The organism is Mesorhizobium sp. P160187, assembly GCF_057766425.1.
Genome location: NZ_JBYMDX010000005.1, coordinates 427,887 through 445,268, shown reverse-complemented (window position 1 = coordinate 445,268; position 17,382 = coordinate 427,887). Strand labels below are relative to the sequence as shown.

General features: G+C 64.2%; 15 protein-coding genes. 14 read left to right on the top strand and 1 reads right to left on the bottom strand.

The features are described 5' to 3' along the window. Positions 1–13: 13 nt before the first annotated feature. From AC3CCE_RS26805 to AC3CCE_RS26785, 5 genes are all read left to right on the top strand, one after another. Positions 14–721, top strand: coding sequence for a GntR family transcriptional regulator (locus AC3CCE_RS26805; protein WP_023704855.1), 708 nt, complete (start codon positions 14–16; stop codon positions 719–721). A gap of 17 nt (positions 722–738) precedes the next feature. After that, the gene (locus AC3CCE_RS26800) at positions 739–1,842 is read left to right on the top strand and encodes a mandelate racemase/muconate lactonizing enzyme family protein (RefSeq protein WP_023696609.1); all 1,104 of its coding nucleotides are present in this window, start codon (positions 739–741) and stop codon (positions 1,840–1,842) included. A gap of 161 nt (positions 1,843–2,003) precedes the next feature. Continuing rightward, positions 2,004–3,326 carry an NAD(P)H-dependent oxidoreductase gene (locus AC3CCE_RS26795; protein ID WP_352625620.1) on the top strand — a complete coding sequence of 441 codons (1,323 nt, stop codon included), beginning with the start codon at positions 2,004–2,006 and terminating at the stop codon, positions 3,324–3,326. Positions 3,327–3,346: 20 nt separating this feature from the next. Then, on the top strand, positions 3,347–4,834 hold the full coding sequence (locus AC3CCE_RS26790) for a xylulokinase (protein ID WP_023709919.1): 1,488 nt from the start codon (positions 3,347–3,349) through the stop codon (positions 4,832–4,834). A 157-nt stretch (positions 4,835–4,991) separates the two neighbouring features. Continuing rightward, on the top strand, positions 4,992–5,525 hold the full coding sequence (locus AC3CCE_RS26785; RefSeq protein WP_023709920.1) for a hypothetical protein: 534 nt from the start codon (positions 4,992–4,994) through the stop codon (positions 5,523–5,525). 17 nt (positions 5,526–5,542) lie between these two features. Here the strand turns inward: AC3CCE_RS26785 and AC3CCE_RS26780 are convergent, their stop codons facing one another. After that, positions 5,543–6,505: a sugar-binding transcriptional regulator gene (locus AC3CCE_RS26780; RefSeq protein WP_023668527.1), complete on the bottom strand. Its 963-nt coding sequence runs from the start codon at positions 6,503–6,505 to the stop codon at positions 5,543–5,545. Between the two features lie 284 nt (positions 6,506–6,789). On the opposite strand from AC3CCE_RS26780, the gene AC3CCE_RS26775 reads away from it, so the two are divergent. The 9 genes from AC3CCE_RS26775 (at position 6,790) to AC3CCE_RS26735 (ending at position 17,382) form a co-directional block, all read left to right on the top strand. Then, complete coding sequence (locus AC3CCE_RS26775; RefSeq protein ID WP_050588086.1) at positions 6,790–7,773, top strand: ABC transporter permease; 984 nt, start codon at positions 6,790–6,792, stop codon at positions 7,771–7,773. 129 nt (positions 7,774–7,902) lie between these two features. Then, a complete protein-coding gene (locus tag AC3CCE_RS26770) occupies positions 7,903–8,841 on the top strand; it encodes a substrate-binding domain-containing protein (protein ID WP_488377228.1) in 939 nt (312 codons plus the stop codon). Positions 8,842–8,870: 29 nt separating this feature from the next. Further along, entirely contained in the window at positions 8,871–10,379 is a 1,509-nt protein-coding gene (locus AC3CCE_RS26765) for a sugar ABC transporter ATP-binding protein (RefSeq protein ID WP_352625617.1), read from the top strand. 106 nt (positions 10,380–10,485) lie between these two features. Continuing rightward, complete coding sequence (locus tag AC3CCE_RS26760; RefSeq protein ID WP_023684416.1) at positions 10,486–11,250, top strand: SDR family oxidoreductase; 765 nt, start codon at positions 10,486–10,488, stop codon at positions 11,248–11,250. After that, positions 11,228–12,046, top strand: a complete 819-nt coding sequence (locus tag AC3CCE_RS26755) for an SDR family oxidoreductase (protein ID WP_352444438.1) — start codon at positions 11,228–11,230, stop codon at positions 12,044–12,046. The genes AC3CCE_RS26760 and AC3CCE_RS26755 overlap by 23 nt, the downstream gene beginning before the upstream one ends. Positions 12,047–12,471: 425 nt before the next feature. After that, the gene (locus AC3CCE_RS26750; protein WP_023740654.1) at positions 12,472–13,446 is read left to right on the top strand and encodes an ABC transporter substrate-binding protein; all 975 of its coding nucleotides are present in this window, start codon (positions 12,472–12,474) and stop codon (positions 13,444–13,446) included. 72 nt (positions 13,447–13,518) lie between these two features. Continuing rightward, positions 13,519–14,598, top strand: a complete 1,080-nt coding sequence (locus tag AC3CCE_RS26745; RefSeq protein ID WP_023692145.1) for a quaternary amine ABC transporter ATP-binding protein — start codon at positions 13,519–13,521, stop codon at positions 14,596–14,598. Beyond that, positions 14,595–16,574: an ABC transporter permease gene (locus AC3CCE_RS26740; protein ID WP_352625614.1), complete on the top strand. Its 1,980-nt coding sequence runs from the start codon at positions 14,595–14,597 to the stop codon at positions 16,572–16,574. The genes AC3CCE_RS26745 and AC3CCE_RS26740 overlap by 4 nt, the downstream gene beginning before the upstream one ends. A gap of 7 nt (positions 16,575–16,581) precedes the next feature. After that, positions 16,582–17,382 carry a hypothetical protein gene (locus tag AC3CCE_RS26735; protein ID WP_352625612.1) on the top strand — a complete coding sequence of 267 codons (801 nt, stop codon included), beginning with the start codon at positions 16,582–16,584 and terminating at the stop codon, positions 17,380–17,382.

Sequence of the window (17,382 nt, the reverse complement as noted above, 5' to 3'; positions counted from 1 at the left end):
CTGGAGTGACGGAATGGCCAAGCTGGACTTCAATCCGATCGCGGATACGACACGCCGAGCCGAGATCGTTGCGCTGTTGCGGCGGGCGATCCTGATCGGCCAGCTGGAACCCGGCCAAAAGCTGAGCGAGCTGAGGATCGCCGAGCAGATGCGGGTCAGCCGCGCGCCTTTGCGCGAAGCTATGCGCGAGCTGGTGCAGGAAGGCATCCTGACCAGCATTCCCTATGCCGGCACCTTCGTCATCGATGTCACCGCCAAGGACATTGACGACGCCTACTCGCTGAACAAGGTGCTCGATGAATTCGCCATCGAGCGGACATGGAAGCTGCGCGACCAGCGCTTCTTCGATGAACTCGACCGCCGCCACGAAGCGGTGAAGCAGGCAACGCGCGCGCGCGACACCACCCGCCAGATCGAGACCGCACTGCAATTGCACGGGCTGATCTATGAATGGGCCGACAATTCGGTGCTGCTGGAAACCTGGCAGCGGCTGACCAGCCGGCTGCAGATGTACTTTGCCCTGCACCAGCGGGCCCGCAACGAGCCGGTGCCGGCCGAAGATCTCCACGAAACCTATGTGCGGCTCTTGAAGGGCGCCGACATGCGCGCTGCCCAGCGCCATGCGCGCGAGCATATCGACCTCGATTTCGAAGAGCTGCTTGCCTATGCGCGTGGCCTCGATCAGCGGAACATCGAAGGGCTGACCCTCCTCAACGCCTAGAGACAACGGACAGACAAGTGCAGATCAAAACCATCAAGGCCTATCGCGTCGTGCAGCCCTTCGTGGACGGGCCCTACCGCATGTCAAAGGGGCGGGTTGCAGACTGCTTCGATGCGGTGATCGTCGCCATCACCTCCGACAGCGGCGTGACCGGCTGGGGCGAGATGGCGCCGCTCGGCAATTTCTATTCGGCCGCCTTTCCGGCGGGAACGCGCGCGGGCGTGGTCGAGATCGCGCCGCACCTGATCGGCCAGGACCCGCGTGGCCTCGCCGGCATCGGCCGATTGATGGATACGGTGTTCAAGGGCCATCCTTACATCAAGTCGGCGCTCGACATGGCCTGCTGGGATCTGGCGGCCCGGGCCGCCGACGTGCCGCTGGTGACCATGCTTGGCGGCCGCGAGAGCGACATGGCGGAGACCTACCGCGTCGTCACCCACGGCACGCTCGACCAGATGGCGGCACTGGCCAAAAGGATCATCGCCCAGGGCTGCCGCCGACTGCAGGTCAAGGTCGGCGGCAATGTGCATGAAGACATCGAGCGGGTGAGCGCAGTCGCTTCGGCCGTGCCGAAAGGCACGGTGATTTTCTGCGACGCCAATGCCGGCTGGACACCCTACCAGGCGCGGCAGTTCGCCGATGCAACGCGCGGCATCGACTACACGTTCGAGCAGCCCTGCACGACGATCGAGGAGAACATGTCGGTGCGCCGCATGCTCGACAAGCCGATGGTGCTGGACGAGAGCGTCATCTCGCTCGAGGCGATGCTGGAAATCCATCGCCTGGGCGCCGCCGACGGGCTGACGCTGAAGATCTCGCGGCTTGGCGGCGTAACCAGGACAAGGCAAATCCGCGACGTCGCCGTCGATCTCGGTTTCATGATCACCGTCGAGGATACGGGCGGCGCCGAGATCGACACGGCGGCGATGGCGCATCTGTCGCTGTCGACGCCGGAAGAACGCCGGCTGCACGCCATCGCCTTCCATGAGTGGGTGACGGTGCGCACGGCCTCCAACGCCCCACCGGTCACCGGCAGCCACATGGGCATTCCCGACGGGCCCGGCCTCGGCATCGATGTCGTGCCCGACCTGCTCGGCAAGCCTTTCCTAGAGATCGGCTGAGATCAAGCGCAGCATGAAGCTGTCACCCCACGAATCCTCCGTGGGAGATTTGGTCCTGCAGCCATTCTCCGATTTGCGGGTTGAAATATTTTTCAAATGGAAATAGGAATGTTCAAAATGATGATTTGACGCTGCGGCGCGTCATGACTGGAGGAAGCGATATGGCCCATCCGCAATTTGCAGCGGAACTTCTGCAGCGCGCTGAAGCCCAAGGGCTCATCACCATCGGACTCGCCGGCGCCGGGCAGATGGGCACCGACATCGTCGTCCAGGTGGCGCTGATGCCGGGCATGCGGATCGGTGCCATTTCCGAGGTGCGGCCGCAAGCGGCGATCGATGCCGCACTGCTCGCCGGCCATGACCGCTCCGACATCGTCCAGGCTGCGAACGCCTCTGCCATCGACCGCGCCATCGAGGCCGGCAAGATCGCTGTCACCGAAGATCTGCATGCGCTGGCCGCGGCCGGCCGCATTGATGTCATCATCGACGCGACAGGCAATCCCAACATCGGCACGCTGTTTGCGCTCGAAGTGATGAAGAACGGCAAGCACATCGTTATGCTCAATGTCGAGGCGGACATTACGATCGGCCGCTTCCTCAAGGAGGAAGCGCGCAAGGCCGGCGTGGTCTACACCGGTGCGGCCGGCGACGAACCCGCCTGCACGCTGGAGATCATCGGCTTCGCCAAGAGCCTCGGCTTCAACATCATCGCCGCCGGCAAGGGCAAAAACAACCCGCTCAAGATCGACGCCATGCCCGCCGACTACGAGAAGGAAGCGGCCGAGCGCAACATGAATGCGCGCATGCTGGTCGAGTTCGTCGACGGTTCCAAGACGGCGATCGAGATGGTGGCTATCGCCAACGCCACCGGGCTGGTGCCCGACGTGCCGGGCATGCACGGCCCGACGGCGACGCTGGAGGAACTGGCCAGCGTTCTTTGCCCGCGCGAGGATGGCGGCGTGCTGCACCGCAAGGGCGTGGTCGACTATTCCATCGGCAAGGGCGTGGCGCCCGGCGTGTTCTGCATCATCGAAACGAGGCATCCGCGCGTGCTGGAGCGCATGGTCGACCTCAAGGTCGGCAAGGGCCCCTATTTCACGATCTACCGTCCCTATCACCTGACAAGCCTTGAAGTGCCACTGTCGGCGGCGCGCGCCGTGGTCTACAAACGCGCCGACATGGAGCCGCTCGACCACCCGGTGGCCGAAGCGGTGGCGGTGGCCAAGAGCGATCTCGGCGCGGGCCAATCGCTCGGCATGATCGGCGAGAACGACTATCGCGGCTTCGCCATGACCTGGGAGGACGCCCGCGCCAAGGGCGCGCTGCCGCTCGGGATTGCCGAACGCGCCAAGGTGGTCAAGCCGGTCAAGACCGGCGACTTCCTCACCTATGAAAATTGTGTACCCGACGATTCGATGGTGATAACGCAGATCCGCCGCCGTCTCGACCAGTCGGACGGACAGTTTGTGACCAACGCCGCCTGAACCTTCGGGATCTCCCTGTGATGGACGATGTCGTTATCGGGATCGATGCCTCGACGACGGCGGTGAAGGCAATCGCCTTCACCCGCGACGGCGCGGAGCTGTTCCAGGCGCGCGAGGCCTATCCGCTGGCCAATCCGAAGCCCGGCCATTTCGAGCAGGATGCCGAACATTGGTGGGCAGCCCTCATCAGTGCGCTGAAGCAGGTCGCCGACAAGGTCGGCGCCGCGCGCGTGGCGGCAATTGCCATAGCCCATCAGCGCGAGACCTTCACCCTGATCGATCAGGCCGGCACGCCGCTCATCCCGGCGATCCTGTGGCTTGACGAGCGCGCCCGGCCTCAAGTCGCCAAGCTGTCGGCCGAGCTTGGCCGCGAGACGATCCGCGACTGGAGCGGCAAGCCGCCGGATCCGACGCCGGCGCTCTATGCCATCGCCTGGCTGGCGGAACACCAGCCGCAGGTGCTGGCCAACGCCGCCGCCCTGGTCGATGTTCATGGCTTCTTCGTTCACCGGCTGACCGCACGGCTGGTAACCAGCACGGCAAGTGCCGACCCGCTCGGCTTGCTCGATGTCGCGACAGGCGAATGGCACGCTGAGCTTGTGGCGGCTGCAGGGCTGCAGCCACGGCAGTTGCCGGCGCTGATCGGCCCAGGCGAAATCTGCGGCGGCCTTGCCGAAAGCATTGCCCAGCTGACTGGCCTCAAAGCGGGCACGCCAATTGTCGCCGGCGCCGGCGATGGCCAGGCCATGGGTCTCGGCATGGGCGTCTATGGTGCCCGCAAGAGCTATCTCTCGCTCGGCTCCGGCGTCGTCAGCGGCTGCTATTCCGGCACGGTCACCACATCGGACGCGTTTCGCACGCTGGTCTCGCCCACCGGTTCGGGCTTCATGCTGGAAACCGTGCTGCGCTCGGGCATGCAACTGGTCGACTGGATCGTGCGCACCACCGGCGCGTCTTCCGCGGCAGAACTGGAGAAGGGTGCGGTCGATGTTGCGGCCGGCAGCGACGGTCTTTTGGTCATGCCCTATTGGGCCGGCGTCATGAGCCCCTATTGGGATGGCGCGGCGCGCGGCGCCGTTGTTGGCCTGTCGCTCGACCATGAGCCCAGGCATCTCTTCCGCGCCACGCTGGAAGGCATCGCTTTGGAGCAGGCCATCGCCAGCGAGGCGATGGAGGCCGAAAGCGGCGGCAAGCCGGGAGAGATGATTGCCGCCGGCGGCGGCACCAATTCGGCGCTGCTGATGAAGATCATGGCCAGCGTGCTGGAGCGGCCGCTGTTCGTGTCGCCGGTCAACGAGGCGGCGGCCCTTGGCGCGGCGATGCTGGCGGCTTCGGCGATCGGCTGGTTCGCCTCGGCGGAAGACGCCGCCAAGGCAATGGCGGCGGCGCCGGCCAGGCGTGTCGATCCTGACATGACGCTGGTGCCGGCTTACCGGGCGCGCAAGGCGATCTACCGCGACCTCTATCACGCGACACGCGACATCCACGCGCGGCTCGGTGCGATCTGAGTTCAAGCGCAGCTTGCCTGCGTGAGGCTCCCATGCCCAACCTGCCCAGCTTGCCGATTTTGCGTCCTGCCCGGCCAATGCTAGACTCATCGGGCTAATGAAAGCAGTATTTCACCTTGCCGCCCTGCCCTGGATTGTCGCGCTTGCGGCAGCTCCAATGACGGCGCGTGCGCAGGACGAGCCGCCCTTCGAGGTCACGCTCGACATGGACAATGACGGCAGGATGGATCGGGCCGCGATCGCGGCGGATTCCGACAGCGGGCTGGCGGATCTCTCGATCTATCTGGCTGCCGGCGAAGGAAAGCTCGATCCTTCGCGCAAGCCTGACTTCGTCAAGAAGGCGCTGACGCAGGACCGTATTCTCGGGCTCGAAAGCAAGGGCAAGGGATCGCTTGTCGTCACCTCGTGCTTCGGCTGCGGCGCCAACAAATCATGGGATACAACGCTGACCATCGTCTGGCGCGGCGGTAAATTCCTTGTCGCCGGCTACAGTCGCGACTGGGACTGGAATGTGCAGAAAGCCGACGGCTCGGTCGAGACGACGCTGGGCGGCTGCGACATCAATTTTCTCACCGGCAGAGGCGTTGCCTCAAAGGACCTGGACGACGGCAAACCGGTCGCGGGAAAATTCGTGCCGATCGCACTGGCCGACTGGTCGGACGACAGTCGTCCGGAGCCCTGCGAATTCTGACCGACGCCGGACAGCGCTCAACGATTGAGCAGGCCTTTGGCCGCATCCTCATCGGTGATCAGCACCGAAATCCTGGTGTTGGCCAGCGCCGCGCGCATCACAGCGACCTTCTCCTGACCACCTGAAACCAGTATGATGCTCGGAATATCGGACAAATCCTGCAGCGGATAGGCGCAGACGCGGCGGTTGACCTCATGGTCGACCGGGTGGCCCTCGGCGTCGATGAAATGGCACAAGAGGTCTCCGACCGCGCCGGCGGCCTGCAGTTCCTCAAGTTCGCTCGGCTTGATGAAGCCGTAATTGGCGATCGGGCTGTCCTTGGAAAACGAGCCGACGCTGAGCACGGCGATGTTGGCGCGGCGCGCGCGGAAGACGACATCCTGGACGCTGCGCTGGCTCATGAAGGCATCGCGCTGTTCCGGCTTGTCGGCATAGACCGGCACCGGCAGCAGGAAACATTCAGCGCCGATCTTTTCGGCGAACTCCCAGGCGCTTTCGGTCGGGTTGAGCGGCTGCGCATGGGTGAGGCCGCCGAGCATCGAGACGACCGTCGTCCTGGCGATCGGCCGCCTCGGCAATTCGTTGATGGCGAATTTCAGCGTGCGGCCCCAGCCCAGCGCAATGACGTCGCCGGCATTCACATTGTCGGCGAGATAGGCGGCAGCCGCGTGGCCGATCATCAGCGGCGCGTTGCTGCGATCAGCGGCTGATGGCACCACGACCGCCTGGCTGAGCCCGAAACGCTGCTTCAGGCTCTCCTCGAGCTGCACACATTCGACGACACTGTCGCGAATGCGGAACTGCACGATGCCCTCCTCTCGCGCAGCGGAGAGAATGCGGTGCACCTTGATGCGGCCGACGCCGAGGATCTCGGAAATGCGCTCTTGCGTCAGACCTTCGACATAGTAATGCCAGGCGGCCCGGGCCTTGAGCTCGGCATCGGGGAAGCGCGAGGCCTTCTCGTTTTCGACGGTCGCCATCTTTTGCCCTCCCGCGGCAAATTTCGGAAATCTTTCCGCAAGCGCCGCCCCCTGGCCTTCCCTAGGACAAACCGCCCGGTGGCGCAAACCACCGCCGAATGGCGCAACGGCTCTTGACAATTTTCTAATGAACAGTTTAGCTGAACAAAATTGCATATCAAAGATAAATTGTTCACAGGGAGGTGCCTGGTGAACAAGAGCGGACGGCAGGCCATCGCCGTTTCGCTGACGGAGGAGACGAAGTGGCCGTGAGCAATGATGCAAGCGAGTCGAAGGCTGGCGAGTTGAAAGCCGCGCCCGGCACTCAAGGTGCGACGGCCGCGAAGCTTTCGGCGCTGTTTGCCGGAACCATGGGGCCGCTGATCGGGCTGCTGCTGCTTTGCCTGGCGCTGACGTTGACCACCGACACGTTCCTCACCGTGCGCAACATCCTCAACGTACTTGACCAGATCACGGTGCTCGGCATCATGGCAATCGGGATGACGCTGGTGATCCTGATCGGCGGCATCGATCTCTCGGTCGGCTCGGTGCTGGCGCTGGCCGCCATGGTGATGGGCTTTGTCTCCCACCCCGACTATCTCAATCTCGGCCTTGCGGCCGGCGTCGTCGCAGCACTGGTCGTCGCCGGCCTTTGCGGACTGGTGTCCGGCCTGCTGGTGACCGTCACCCGGCTGCCGCCGTTCATTGCGACGCTGGCGATGATGTCGGTGGCGCGCGGTCTTGCCAACATGATCACCGACGGTTCGCAGATCGTCGGCTTTCCCGACTGGTTCACCAGCCTGTCGATCATCCGCCATTTCGGCTTCCTGTCGGTCACAGTCGGGGTGATGATGGTGCTGGCGATCGTCTTCGCCATCTTCCTCAACTACCGCGCCACCGGCCGCAGCCTTTACGCCATCGGCGGCAGCGCCGAGGTGGCGCGGCTCTCCGGCATTCCGGTGAAGTCGCTGACCAACTGGGTCTATGCCATCTGCGGCGTGCTTGCGGGTCTTGCAGGCATTGTGCTTGCCGCGCGGCTGGATTCGGTCCAGCCGAGTTCCGGCCTCGGCTATGAGCTCGACACCATCGCGGCGGTGGTGATCGGCGGCGCCAGCCTCTCGGGCGGCGTCGGTTCGATCGGCGGCACAGCGGTCGGCGTGCTCATCATCGGCGTGCTGCGCAACGGCCTCAATCTGCTCGGCGTCTCGCCCTTCATCCAGCAGGTGGTGATCGGCGTGGTGATCGCGCTGGCCGTCGCCAGCGACACCTGGCGGCGCAGGGCGCGATAGAGAGCGGGGCACAATTGAGAATTCGCCCGGAACGTCCGGGCGATAGACGGATCGGTCGATCCGAAACTGGGATGTTCCAAGGGGCGCGATGCGCTGGCGGGACAGTTTGACTATCAACGGAGGAAACACATGCTCACCAAACGTTCACTGCTGCTCGCCGCTGCCGCAATCATTCCCCTGCTCGGCCTGACCGACATGGCCTCGGCCAAGGACGCCAAGAAACTCGGCCTCGCCGTCGCCAATCTGCAGGCCGACTTCTTCAACCAGATCAAGCAGTCGGTCGAAGCCTACGGCAAGGAGAAGGGCATCGAGATCGTCACCGTCGACGCCAAGGGCAATTCAGCGACCCAGGTCAGCCAGGTGCAGGATCTGATCACGCAGAACATCGACGCGCTGATCTACATTCCGGCCGGCGCCACAGCCGCCACCGTGCCGACCAAGACCGCCAAGGCCGCCGGCATTCCGGTGATCAATGTCGACCGCAACGCCGACGGCGCGCCCGGCGACACCTTCATCGCCACCAACAGTGTCGCCTCGGCGCAGGCGGTGTGCGACTACATCGCCAAGCAGGCCGGCGGCAAAGGCGAACTGATCATCATCCACGGCCAGAAGGGCACCACGCCGGAAGTCGACCGTTCCAAGGGTTGCGGCGAAGCGCTCAAGGCCTATCCCGATATCAAGGTGGTCGGCGAATTGTGGAGCGAAGGCTGGCACCAGGACGAAGGCTTCAAGCTGACGCAGGACCTGCTGCAGTCGCATCCCGATGTCTCCATCGTCATCGGCCAGGCCGATGCGCTGGCGCTGGGTGCGGCACAGGCGGTCAAGGTCGCCAATCCCGGCCACAAGGTCTGGGTTGCCGGCTTCGATGGCGACGTGGCCGCGCTCAAGGCGCTGAAGGACGGCGTGTTCGACGTCACCGCGACGCAGCAGACGCAAGGCATGGGCCGTCTCGCCGTCGATGCGGCGATCAAGCTGGTGGCCGGCGAAAGCGTTCCGGCCGAGCAGCTGCAGGATGCGACGCTGACCACCAAGGACAATGTCGAGCAGTTCATCGCCAAGCATCCGTAACGACCGGCACCGCTTTAGAGAGCACCACGATGTCTCCTGATCCTCGCCACAGCGAAAGCCCGCACAACGGGCTCTTCGTCAACGGCCTTTGCAAGAGCTACGGACCGGTCCAGGTCCTGGCCGATGCAAGCTTTGAGGTGCGGCCGGGCGAGGTTGTGGCGCTGCTCGGCGAAAACGGCGCCGGCAAGTCGACGGTGTCCAATATCATCGCCGGCTCGACCCGGCCCGACGCGGGCACCATCATCTGGCGGGGGAAGCCCTATTCCCCCGCCTCGCCTGCCGCGGCAATCGATGCCGGTGTGGGCATGATCCATCAGGAACTGAAGCTGCTGCCGGATCTGTCGGTGGCGGAAAACGTCTATGTCGGGCGCCTGCCGATGCGCGGCGGCCGCATCGACCGCGCCGAGATGAACGCTAAGGCCTCGGCGCAGTTGAAGCGGCTTGGCCTCGACGTCTCGCCCGAGCGCAAGGTGGGCACGCTGCGCATCGCCGCCCAGCAACAGGTCGAGATCGCCAAGGCGTTGACGCTCAATGCCGAATTGCTGATCTTCGACGAACCCACCGCAGCGCTCGGCGGCGAGGAAACGGAGCTTTTGTTCCAGCAGATCCGCAAGCTCAAGGCGGAGGGCATGTCCTTCATCTACATCAGCCATCGTCTCGACGAGATCGCGCAGATTGCCGACCGCGTGGTTGTGATGCGCGACGGACGCATCGTCGCCCGCCACGAGCGCGCCGATATTCCCGTGCGCACAGTGGTGGAGCAGATGGTCGGCCGCTCGGTCGAACGGATGTTCCCGCATCTGTCGTCGCCGCGCGAGGAGACGCTGCTCGAGGTCGACAACCTGTCCTCGCCGGAGAAGAGCTTCAACAACGTTTCCTTCTCGGTCAAAGCAGGCGAGATCCTCGGCATTGCCGGGTTGATCGGCGCCGGCCGCACCGAACTGGTGCGGGTGATCGCCGGCGCCGATCCGATCTCGTCGGGCTCGGTGCGCGTTGCCGGCAAACCGGTGCATCTCAGCGGGCCAGCGGCAGCCATCAAGGCCGGCGTCGTGCTGGTGCCGGAAGACCGCAAGGCGCAAGGCGTGGTGCTCGACCAGACCATCGGCGAGAATCTGGCGTTCGGCAATTTCGACCATGTCGCGCCGAAGGGCTGGGTGTTCCCGAAAGCGGTGCAGAAATTCGCCGAGGCCGGCATCTCCCGTCTCGGCGTCAAAGGCAAGCCGAACCAGGCGGTGTCGAAACTGTCCGGCGGCAACCAGCAGAAGGTGATCATCGCCAAATGGGTGTCGCGGCCGCCAAAAGTGTTCATCCTCGACGAGCCGACGCGCGGTATCGATGTCGGCGCGCGTGCGGCGATCTACGACGTGATCGCCGACCTCGCCCGTTCCGGCATGGCGGTGGTGGTGGTGAGCTCCGACCTCGAGGAGGTGCTGGGTCTGTCGCACCGGGTGCTGGTGCTGAGCCGCGGCCGCCAGCGCGGCATTCTCGGCCGCAGCGAGGCCAGCAATGTCGCGGTGATGGAACTCGCCACGAGCTGAGGACAGGAGTCGGAACAAAGCGCAGCAGGTGGTATCCTCCCAAGGACCGGACCGCGCGGGGCGCCAGCAAAGACTGGCGCCCCTTCATTTCAGGAGGGGGAACAACATGAAACTATTCGATCTCAGCGGCGACGTAGCGCTGGTAACAGGCGCCGGCAGCGGCATTGGCCAGGCCATTGCCATCGGGCTCGCCGAAGCCGGCGCCGACATAGCCTGTTTCGGCCATGCCTCGAAAGGCGGGCTGGATGAGACCGCGCACAGGATCGCCGCGCTTGGCCGCAAGGCGGTGGTGCTGACGGGGACGGTGACGTCGGAGGCCGACCTGGCGACCGCAGTCGAGCGCACGGAAAAGGAGCTCGGCGCGCTGACCATCGCCGTCAACAATGCCGGCATTGCAGGAGCCGAGGCCGCCGAGACGCTGTCGCTGGAGAAGTGGCAGAAAATCTACGACGTGAATGTCAGCGGCGTGTTCCTGTCCTGCCAGGCCGAAGCGCGCGCCATGCTGACGCGGCGCAAGGGCTCGATCATCAACATCGCCTCCATGTCGGGTTCGATCGTCAATCGCGGCCTGACCCAGGCGCATTACAATTCGTCGAAGGCGGCGGTCATCCACATGTCGAAAAGCCTAGCCATGGAATGGGCCGATCGCGGCCTGCGCGTCAATGTGGTGAGCCCAGGCTACACGCTGACGCCGATGAACAAGCGGCCGGAGGTCGCCGAACAGATCAAGATCTTCGAACGCGACACGCCCATGGGGCGCATGGCGACGCCGGAAGAGATGGTCGGCCCGACCGTGTTCCTGGCCAGCCGCGCCGCGAGTTACGTCACCGGCATCGACCTGATCGTCGATGGCGGCTTTGTCTGCTGGTAGGAGAAGAAAAGTGCAGAAGCGTTTTGAAGGCAAGACTGCGGTCATCACCGGCGCGAGCGGCGGCATCGGCGCGGCGATGGCGAAGCGCTTTGCCGAAGAAGGTGCCGCGGTCGTGGTCAGCGCCATCGATACCCGCGTCGAGGACGTCGCCGCCGGCCTGAAAGCGGCAGGCGCCAAGGTCGCGTCGATGCGCATGGACGTTACCAGGAAGGATGAGGTCACCGCGCTTTACGACCTCGCCGAGAAGGAATTCGGCCGTGTCGACATTTCGGTGCAGAATGCCGGCGTCATCACCATCGCCCGGATCGAGGCGATGACCGAGGCCGAGTGGGACAAGGTGATGGCGGTCAACACCAAGGGCGTGTTCCTGTGCTGTCAGGAAGCGATCGCCCGCATCCGCAAGCATGGCGATGGCGGCCGGCTGATCAACACGGCATCGGGCCAGGCGCGGCAGGGTTTCATCTACACGCCGCATTATGCGGCGTCGAAGTTCGGCGTCGTCGGCATTACCCAGAGCCTGGCCAAGGAAGTGGCCAAGGAAAAGATCACCGTCAACGCCATCTGCCCCGGCATCATCGACACCGACATGTGGGCCTATAATGACGCAGCGTGGGGCAAGCTGATGGGTGACTACAAACCCGGCGAGCTGATGGCCGAATGGGTGAAGAACATCCCGATGGGCCGCGCCGGCAGCGGCGAGGACGTGTCCGGCCTGGTCAGCTTTCTCGCCAGCGACGACGCCACCTACATCACCGGCCAAACCATCAATGTCGATGGCGGCCTGATCATGTCGTGAACGTCAGCTCTGGCGGTTGGCAATCGACCAGTCTGAAATTCCGCAGTGCACAGGGTATCAGCCGTTGCGCCGCATGAACGTTGGTATATATAATTTCATCTCATGAAACGGCCTTGGCGGGGATGGGGCTCGCGGGCCGAGACCATGGGACCTTGATGGCTCGCACGTCTGAGAGCGCCGCTGGAGCGGCGATCGATCTGTTGACGATTGCTCACGCAGCAATCCATCCGATGCCATGACGCGGGCCCGCCCGGCATCACATAAACACCAAGTCGAGCAACCATTTCGCCTGCGCAAGTTGCGGCCGCGGCACTGGCTTGGTGCGAACGAGCTTGCGTAACGACCCGCCTTTCCAACACAATCAAGAAAAGACGCAAGAAGGGAACGATCAAGAAATTTCCACATGGTTTGACAGGAGAACAAGCATGTCATTTCGCAGTGTGATTTCGAACCTATCAATGGGAGCCTTGGCGCTTGCCGCCGCAAGTGCGCTTACATCACCGGTCCACGCAGCAGCACCTGAATCCAACGACCCGATCAAGATCGCGCTGTTCGACTGGACCAGCGTCAACCTCAACGCCAAGATCCTTGGCGGTATCCTCGAAAAGCTCGGCTATACCGTCGAATATCCGACAGCCGACTACCTCTCCAGCCTGACCACCGGCCTCACCAATGGCGACCTTGATGTCGGCCTGGAGTTCTGGGACACGACGGCCGGCGAAGCGATGAAGGCTTCAGACGCCACCGGCCAGACCGAGCGGCTCGGCAAGCTCGGGCCGAAGGCCAAGGAGGAATGGTGGTTTCCCGAATATATGAAGGAGAAATGCCCCGGCCTGCCCAATTGGGAAGCGCTGAAGGACCCGAAATGCGCCGAGGCGTTCTCGACAGCGGAGACGGCGCCGAAGGGCCGCTATCTCGGCGGCCCGGTAACCTGGGAAGGCTTTGACGACGAGCGCGTCGAGGCGCTGAAGCTGCCCTTCACCGTCATCCATGCCGGCACCGACGCGGCGATGTTCGCCGAGTTGGACTCGGCCTATCAGCGCAAGGCGCCGATCATGCTGTGGATCTATTCGCCGCATTGGGCGCCGGCCAAGTACAAGGGCGAGTGGGTCGAATTCCCGGAGTATACGCCCGAGTGCTACACCGATCCGAAATGGGGCACCAACCCGGATGCCAAATATGATTGCGGCAAGCCGCATGGCGAAATCTGGAAATACTCCTGGTCCGGCATGAAGGACAAATGGCCGATCGCCTACAAGGTGGCCAAGGCCTACACGATCGACACCGATGAGCTCAACAAGATGAGCGGCGAGATCGACCTCGGCGGAAAGACGCCGGAAGACGTCGCGGCCGCCTGGATCGCCGCCCACGAAGCCGACTGGAAAGCCTGGGCGCAGTGATGGCTCCGACTGAAGGCCGGACCCGGCCGTAACGGCCGGGTCCATATCTTCATTCTCCAGAAGGGCCATTGGATGACGGAAGCGACTGAACCGCAGGCGGCTGGTACGCCCAAGGATGTGCGGCCGATAAAGCTTGCCTGCCGCAATGTCTGGAAATTGTTCGGATCGAACGCGGCCAGCTTCATCCGCGAGCGTGACGGCAAGGCCAGCATGGCCGACATCGCCGCGGCCGGACTGGTCGGCGCGGTGCGCGCCGTCGATCTCGAAATCCGCCAGGGCGAGATTTTCATCATCATGGGGCTATCCGGCTCCGGCAAGTCGACGCTGGTGCGCTGCATGTCGCGGCTGGTCGAGCCGACCCACGGCAAGGTCGAATTCGAAGGCAACGACCTGCTCAAGATTTCCGATGCGGCGCTGATCGAACTGCGGCGTCATCGCATGGGTATGGTGTTCCAGAATTTTGCGCTGCTGCCGCATCTGAACGTGCTCGACAACATTGCCTTTCCCCTGAGCATCCAGGGCCAGGATCGACCGACGCGCGAAGCGAGAGCGCGGGAGGTGATCGATCTCGTGGGCTTACGCGGCCGCGAGCATTTCTATCCGCGCGAACTCTCCGGCGGCCAGCAGCAGCGCGTCGGCATTGCCCGCAGCCTCGCGACCAAGCCGGAGATCTGGTTCCTCGACGAGCCGTTCTCGGCGCTCGACCCGCTGATCCGCCGCGAGATGCAGGACGAGCTGATGCGGCTGCAGACCATGCTGCACAAGACCATCGTCTTCATCACCCATGATTTCGACGAGGCGATCAGGCTCGCCGACCGCATCGCCATCATGAAGGATGGTGAGGTCATCCAGACCGGCACGCCGGAACAGCTGGTTGTCAACCCGGCGACCGACTATGTCGCCGAATTCACCCGCGATGTCGACCGCGCCAAGGTGATTTCGGCGCGCAGCCTGATGCGTGCCTGCGATGGCGCCGAACATGGCGGCACGGTTTCGCCCGACGCCAGGATCGCCAGCTTCTCGGCCAGCATCGTCGCTTCGGGAAAACCGTTCGCGGTGGTCAACGGCAGCGGCAAGTCGATCGGCGAGGTGACGCCGCAAGCCGTGATCGGACTGCTGGCCGGCATCGACAAGCAAAGAGCTGGCGCATGACGGTCACGGCAAGCGCCAGCGAAACGAGGCCGCCGGTTCAGCGCTGGCTGCTGATCTGGGCGCTGGCGCTGGCCGCCGTGCTGGTGGTATTCCTGCTGCAGGAGAGGCTGCCATGGGCGGTCGACTATCCGGCCGATGCGGTCGTTCCCGTCGCCGACTGGGTCAGTGCGCTGATGCGCTGGATCAAGTCGAACTTGTCCTGGCTGACCCGCTCGATCACCGCGGTGCTCGGCGTTCCCCTCGATTTCGCGCTCGACCTGCTGGCCAAGAATTTCAAGATTGGTCACGGTGCCGATGCCTATGTCCTGCCGCGCCTGTCCTGGATCGGCGTCTGCGTAGCCGCCTTCATCGCCGGGCACGCCGTGGGCGGTAGAAAACTCGGCATGCTGGTCGGCGGCTGCTTCCTCTACACCGCGCTGTTCGGCCAATGGACCAGCGCCATGCTGACACTGGCACTGATTTCCATCGCGGTGCCGTTCTGCATCCTCACCGGCCTGTTCGCCGGCATCTGGGCGTGGCGCAAGCCATGGGCCGAGCGGCTGATCATCTCCCCTGCCCTCGATTTGATGCAGACCATCCCGACCTTCGCCTATCTCATCCCGATGCTGCTCCTGTTCGGCAACAGCCCGGTCTCGGCGATGATCGCCACCGCCATCTTCGCCACGCCGCCCATGGTGCGAGCAACGATGCTGGGTCTGTCGCGGGTGCCCTCCGAGATCGACGATTTCTCAGAGATGGCCGGCTGCACGGCGCGGCAGAAATTGTGGCGCGTGCTGCTGCCGTCGGCGCGGCCGACACTGATGATCGGCGTCAACCAGGTGATCATGCTGGCGCTGAACATGGTGATCATCGCCTCGATGATCGGCGCCGGCGGCCTCGGCTATGATGTGCTGCTGGCGCTGCGTGCGCTGAAGGTCGGCGAAGCGATGGAAGCCGGGCTCGCCATTGTGGCGCTCGCCATCGCGCTCGACCGGCTGAGCCAGGCGATCGCGCATAAGCAGGCAAAAGGCCACGTTCAACGGCAGGCGAACCAGAGCGTTTGGCGGCGCTATCCCAATCTGTCGCTGGCCATCGCCATCCTGGTCGTGACGACGCTGCTCGGCCTGTTCGTACCGGCCTTCGCGGCGGTGCCGAAGGCGATCACCTTCACCACTGCGCCACTGTGGAAGGCGGCGGTGAGCTGGGTGACGATCAACTTCTTCGACGTGATCGAAGCGTTTCGCGTGGCGCTCATCCTCAATGTACTGAACCCGCTGCGCGCCTTCTGCGAAGGCTTTCCGTGGCTCGGCGCGGTGGCCCTGCTCGGCCTCGCCGGCTACCAGTTCGGTGGCCTGCGTCTCGCCGCCCTCGTCGCCGCGCTGACCGCCTTCTGCGCCGTCACCGGCCTGTGGGAAAAGACCATGGCGACGGTTTATCTCTGCGGCATCTCGGCCTTCATCGCTTGCCTGATCGGCATCCCGATTGGCCTGATGGCCGCGCGCAGCGACCGCTTCGAAAAGATCGTCACGCCCATCATCGACACGCTGCAGGTGCTGCCGTCCTTCTGCTTCATCATTCCTGTGGTGATGCTGTTCCGGGTCGGCGACGTCACCGCCATGATCGCCACGGTCGCCTTCGCCGTGGTGCCGGCGACCCGCTACACCAATCACGGCATCCGGCAAGTGCCGCCGGCGCTGATCGAGGCGGCGAAGGTTTCCGGCTGCACGCCGCGCCAGACCTTCTTTCGGGTACAATTGCCACTGGCGCTTCCCGAAATCATGCTGGGCGTCAACCAGACGATCCTGATGGCGCTGGCGATGATCATCATCTGCGCCATGGTCGGCACACGCGACCTCGGCCAGGAAGTCTTCATCGCGCTGTCCAAGGCCGATTCCGGACGCGGCATTGTCGCGGGTCTCGCCATCGCTTTCATCGGCATCGTCGCAGACCGGCTGTTCAATGCCTGGACGGCGAAGGCGCGGGCAAGACTAGGATAATTGTTGAATGTCCAATCCCGGCGAACCGCCTTTTGCCGTACTCGTCTTCGACATGGCCAAGACCGGCGAGCCGGACGGGGAGCACGTAGTTTCGGGGTTTGAGACGCTGGAGGCGGCGACGTCCTACGCCATTGCGCGGGTTCGCGCCTCGGTGGAGGACTTGCGCAAGCCCGGCATCGCCACTGCTGAGCTTCGCCAGCTCTGGCAGCTCTATGGCGAAGACTGTTCGGTGCTGAACGCCGGAGTGCGCGGCAGCGATCTACTCGACGATTTCATTGCGACGCCGTCGATGCCGGCCGAGTGCAACTGGCAGGCGCTGGCGCCCAGGCTGCGCCGCTTCCGCGCCTCGCTGCTGATCTCCAACGGCAACAACGAATCCGTCTGGGCGGGCGGCTTCTTTCGCTCGACCTACAGGCTGACGCGAGACGGCCTCCTCGAGCGCTTTGGCGACGACGCCATTGCCGCCTTCAAAGCCAAGGGGATCGAGCCGGCGGAGCCGACGAAGCTCATGGTCGCCAATTACTTCGAGCTTCCCGACCCGCCCTACCCGCCGCCAGGCTTGACGCTGCGATCCTGGAAGGTCGAGGTCGGTTTTGTCTGCCACGACGTGAAGTTCGGTGGCGACGCCGCCGGAATCTTCGCCTGGCCGCAAGAGCCGACCGACTGGGCGCTCAGAACCATGCAGTTCCTGCTGATGGCCGACATGATGGCCATGCGCGGCGATGGCCCCGACTGGGCCAACGACTGCGAGATACTAACCGCCAAGGTGACCGAGACGGAGGCGCCTCCCGACTATCCGCTGGATTGA

What these genes read in the sequence shown, in the direction of transcription:
- AC3CCE_RS26765 (WP_352625617.1), top strand. Translation starts at nt 8,871, where the DNA reads ATGTCTCCTGATCCTCGCCACAGCGAAAGCCCGCACAACGGGCTCTTC.
- AC3CCE_RS26790 (WP_023709919.1), top strand. Translation starts at nt 3,347, where the DNA reads ATGGACGATGTCGTTATCGGGATCGATGCCTCGACGACGGCGGTGAAG.
- AC3CCE_RS26735 (WP_352625612.1), top strand. Translation starts at nt 16,582, where the DNA reads ATGTCCAATCCCGGCGAACCGCCTTTTGCCGTACTCGTCTTCGACATG.
- AC3CCE_RS26805 (WP_023704855.1), top strand. Translation starts at nt 14, where the DNA reads ATGGCCAAGCTGGACTTCAATCCGATCGCGGATACGACACGCCGAGCC.
- AC3CCE_RS26770 (WP_488377228.1), top strand. Translation starts at nt 7,903, where the DNA reads ATGCTCACCAAACGTTCACTGCTGCTCGCCGCTGCCGCAATCATTCCC.
- AC3CCE_RS26740 (WP_352625614.1), top strand. Translation starts at nt 14,595, where the DNA reads ATGACGGTCACGGCAAGCGCCAGCGAAACGAGGCCGCCGGTTCAGCGC.
- AC3CCE_RS26780 (WP_023668527.1), bottom strand. Translation starts at nt 6,505, where the DNA reads ATGGCGACCGTCGAAAACGAGAAGGCCTCGCGCTTCCCCGATGCCGAG.
- AC3CCE_RS26785 (WP_023709920.1), top strand. Translation starts at nt 4,992, where the DNA reads ATGACGGCGCGTGCGCAGGACGAGCCGCCCTTCGAGGTCACGCTCGAC.
- AC3CCE_RS26750 (WP_023740654.1), top strand. Translation starts at nt 12,472, where the DNA reads ATGTCATTTCGCAGTGTGATTTCGAACCTATCAATGGGAGCCTTGGCG.
- AC3CCE_RS26760 (WP_023684416.1), top strand. Translation starts at nt 10,486, where the DNA reads ATGAAACTATTCGATCTCAGCGGCGACGTAGCGCTGGTAACAGGCGCC.
- AC3CCE_RS26755 (WP_352444438.1), top strand. Translation starts at nt 11,228, where the DNA reads ATGGCGGCTTTGTCTGCTGGTAGGAGAAGAAAAGTGCAGAAGCGTTTT.
- AC3CCE_RS26795 (WP_352625620.1), top strand. Translation starts at nt 2,004, where the DNA reads ATGGCCCATCCGCAATTTGCAGCGGAACTTCTGCAGCGCGCTGAAGCC.
- AC3CCE_RS26745 (WP_023692145.1), top strand. Translation starts at nt 13,519, where the DNA reads ATGACGGAAGCGACTGAACCGCAGGCGGCTGGTACGCCCAAGGATGTG.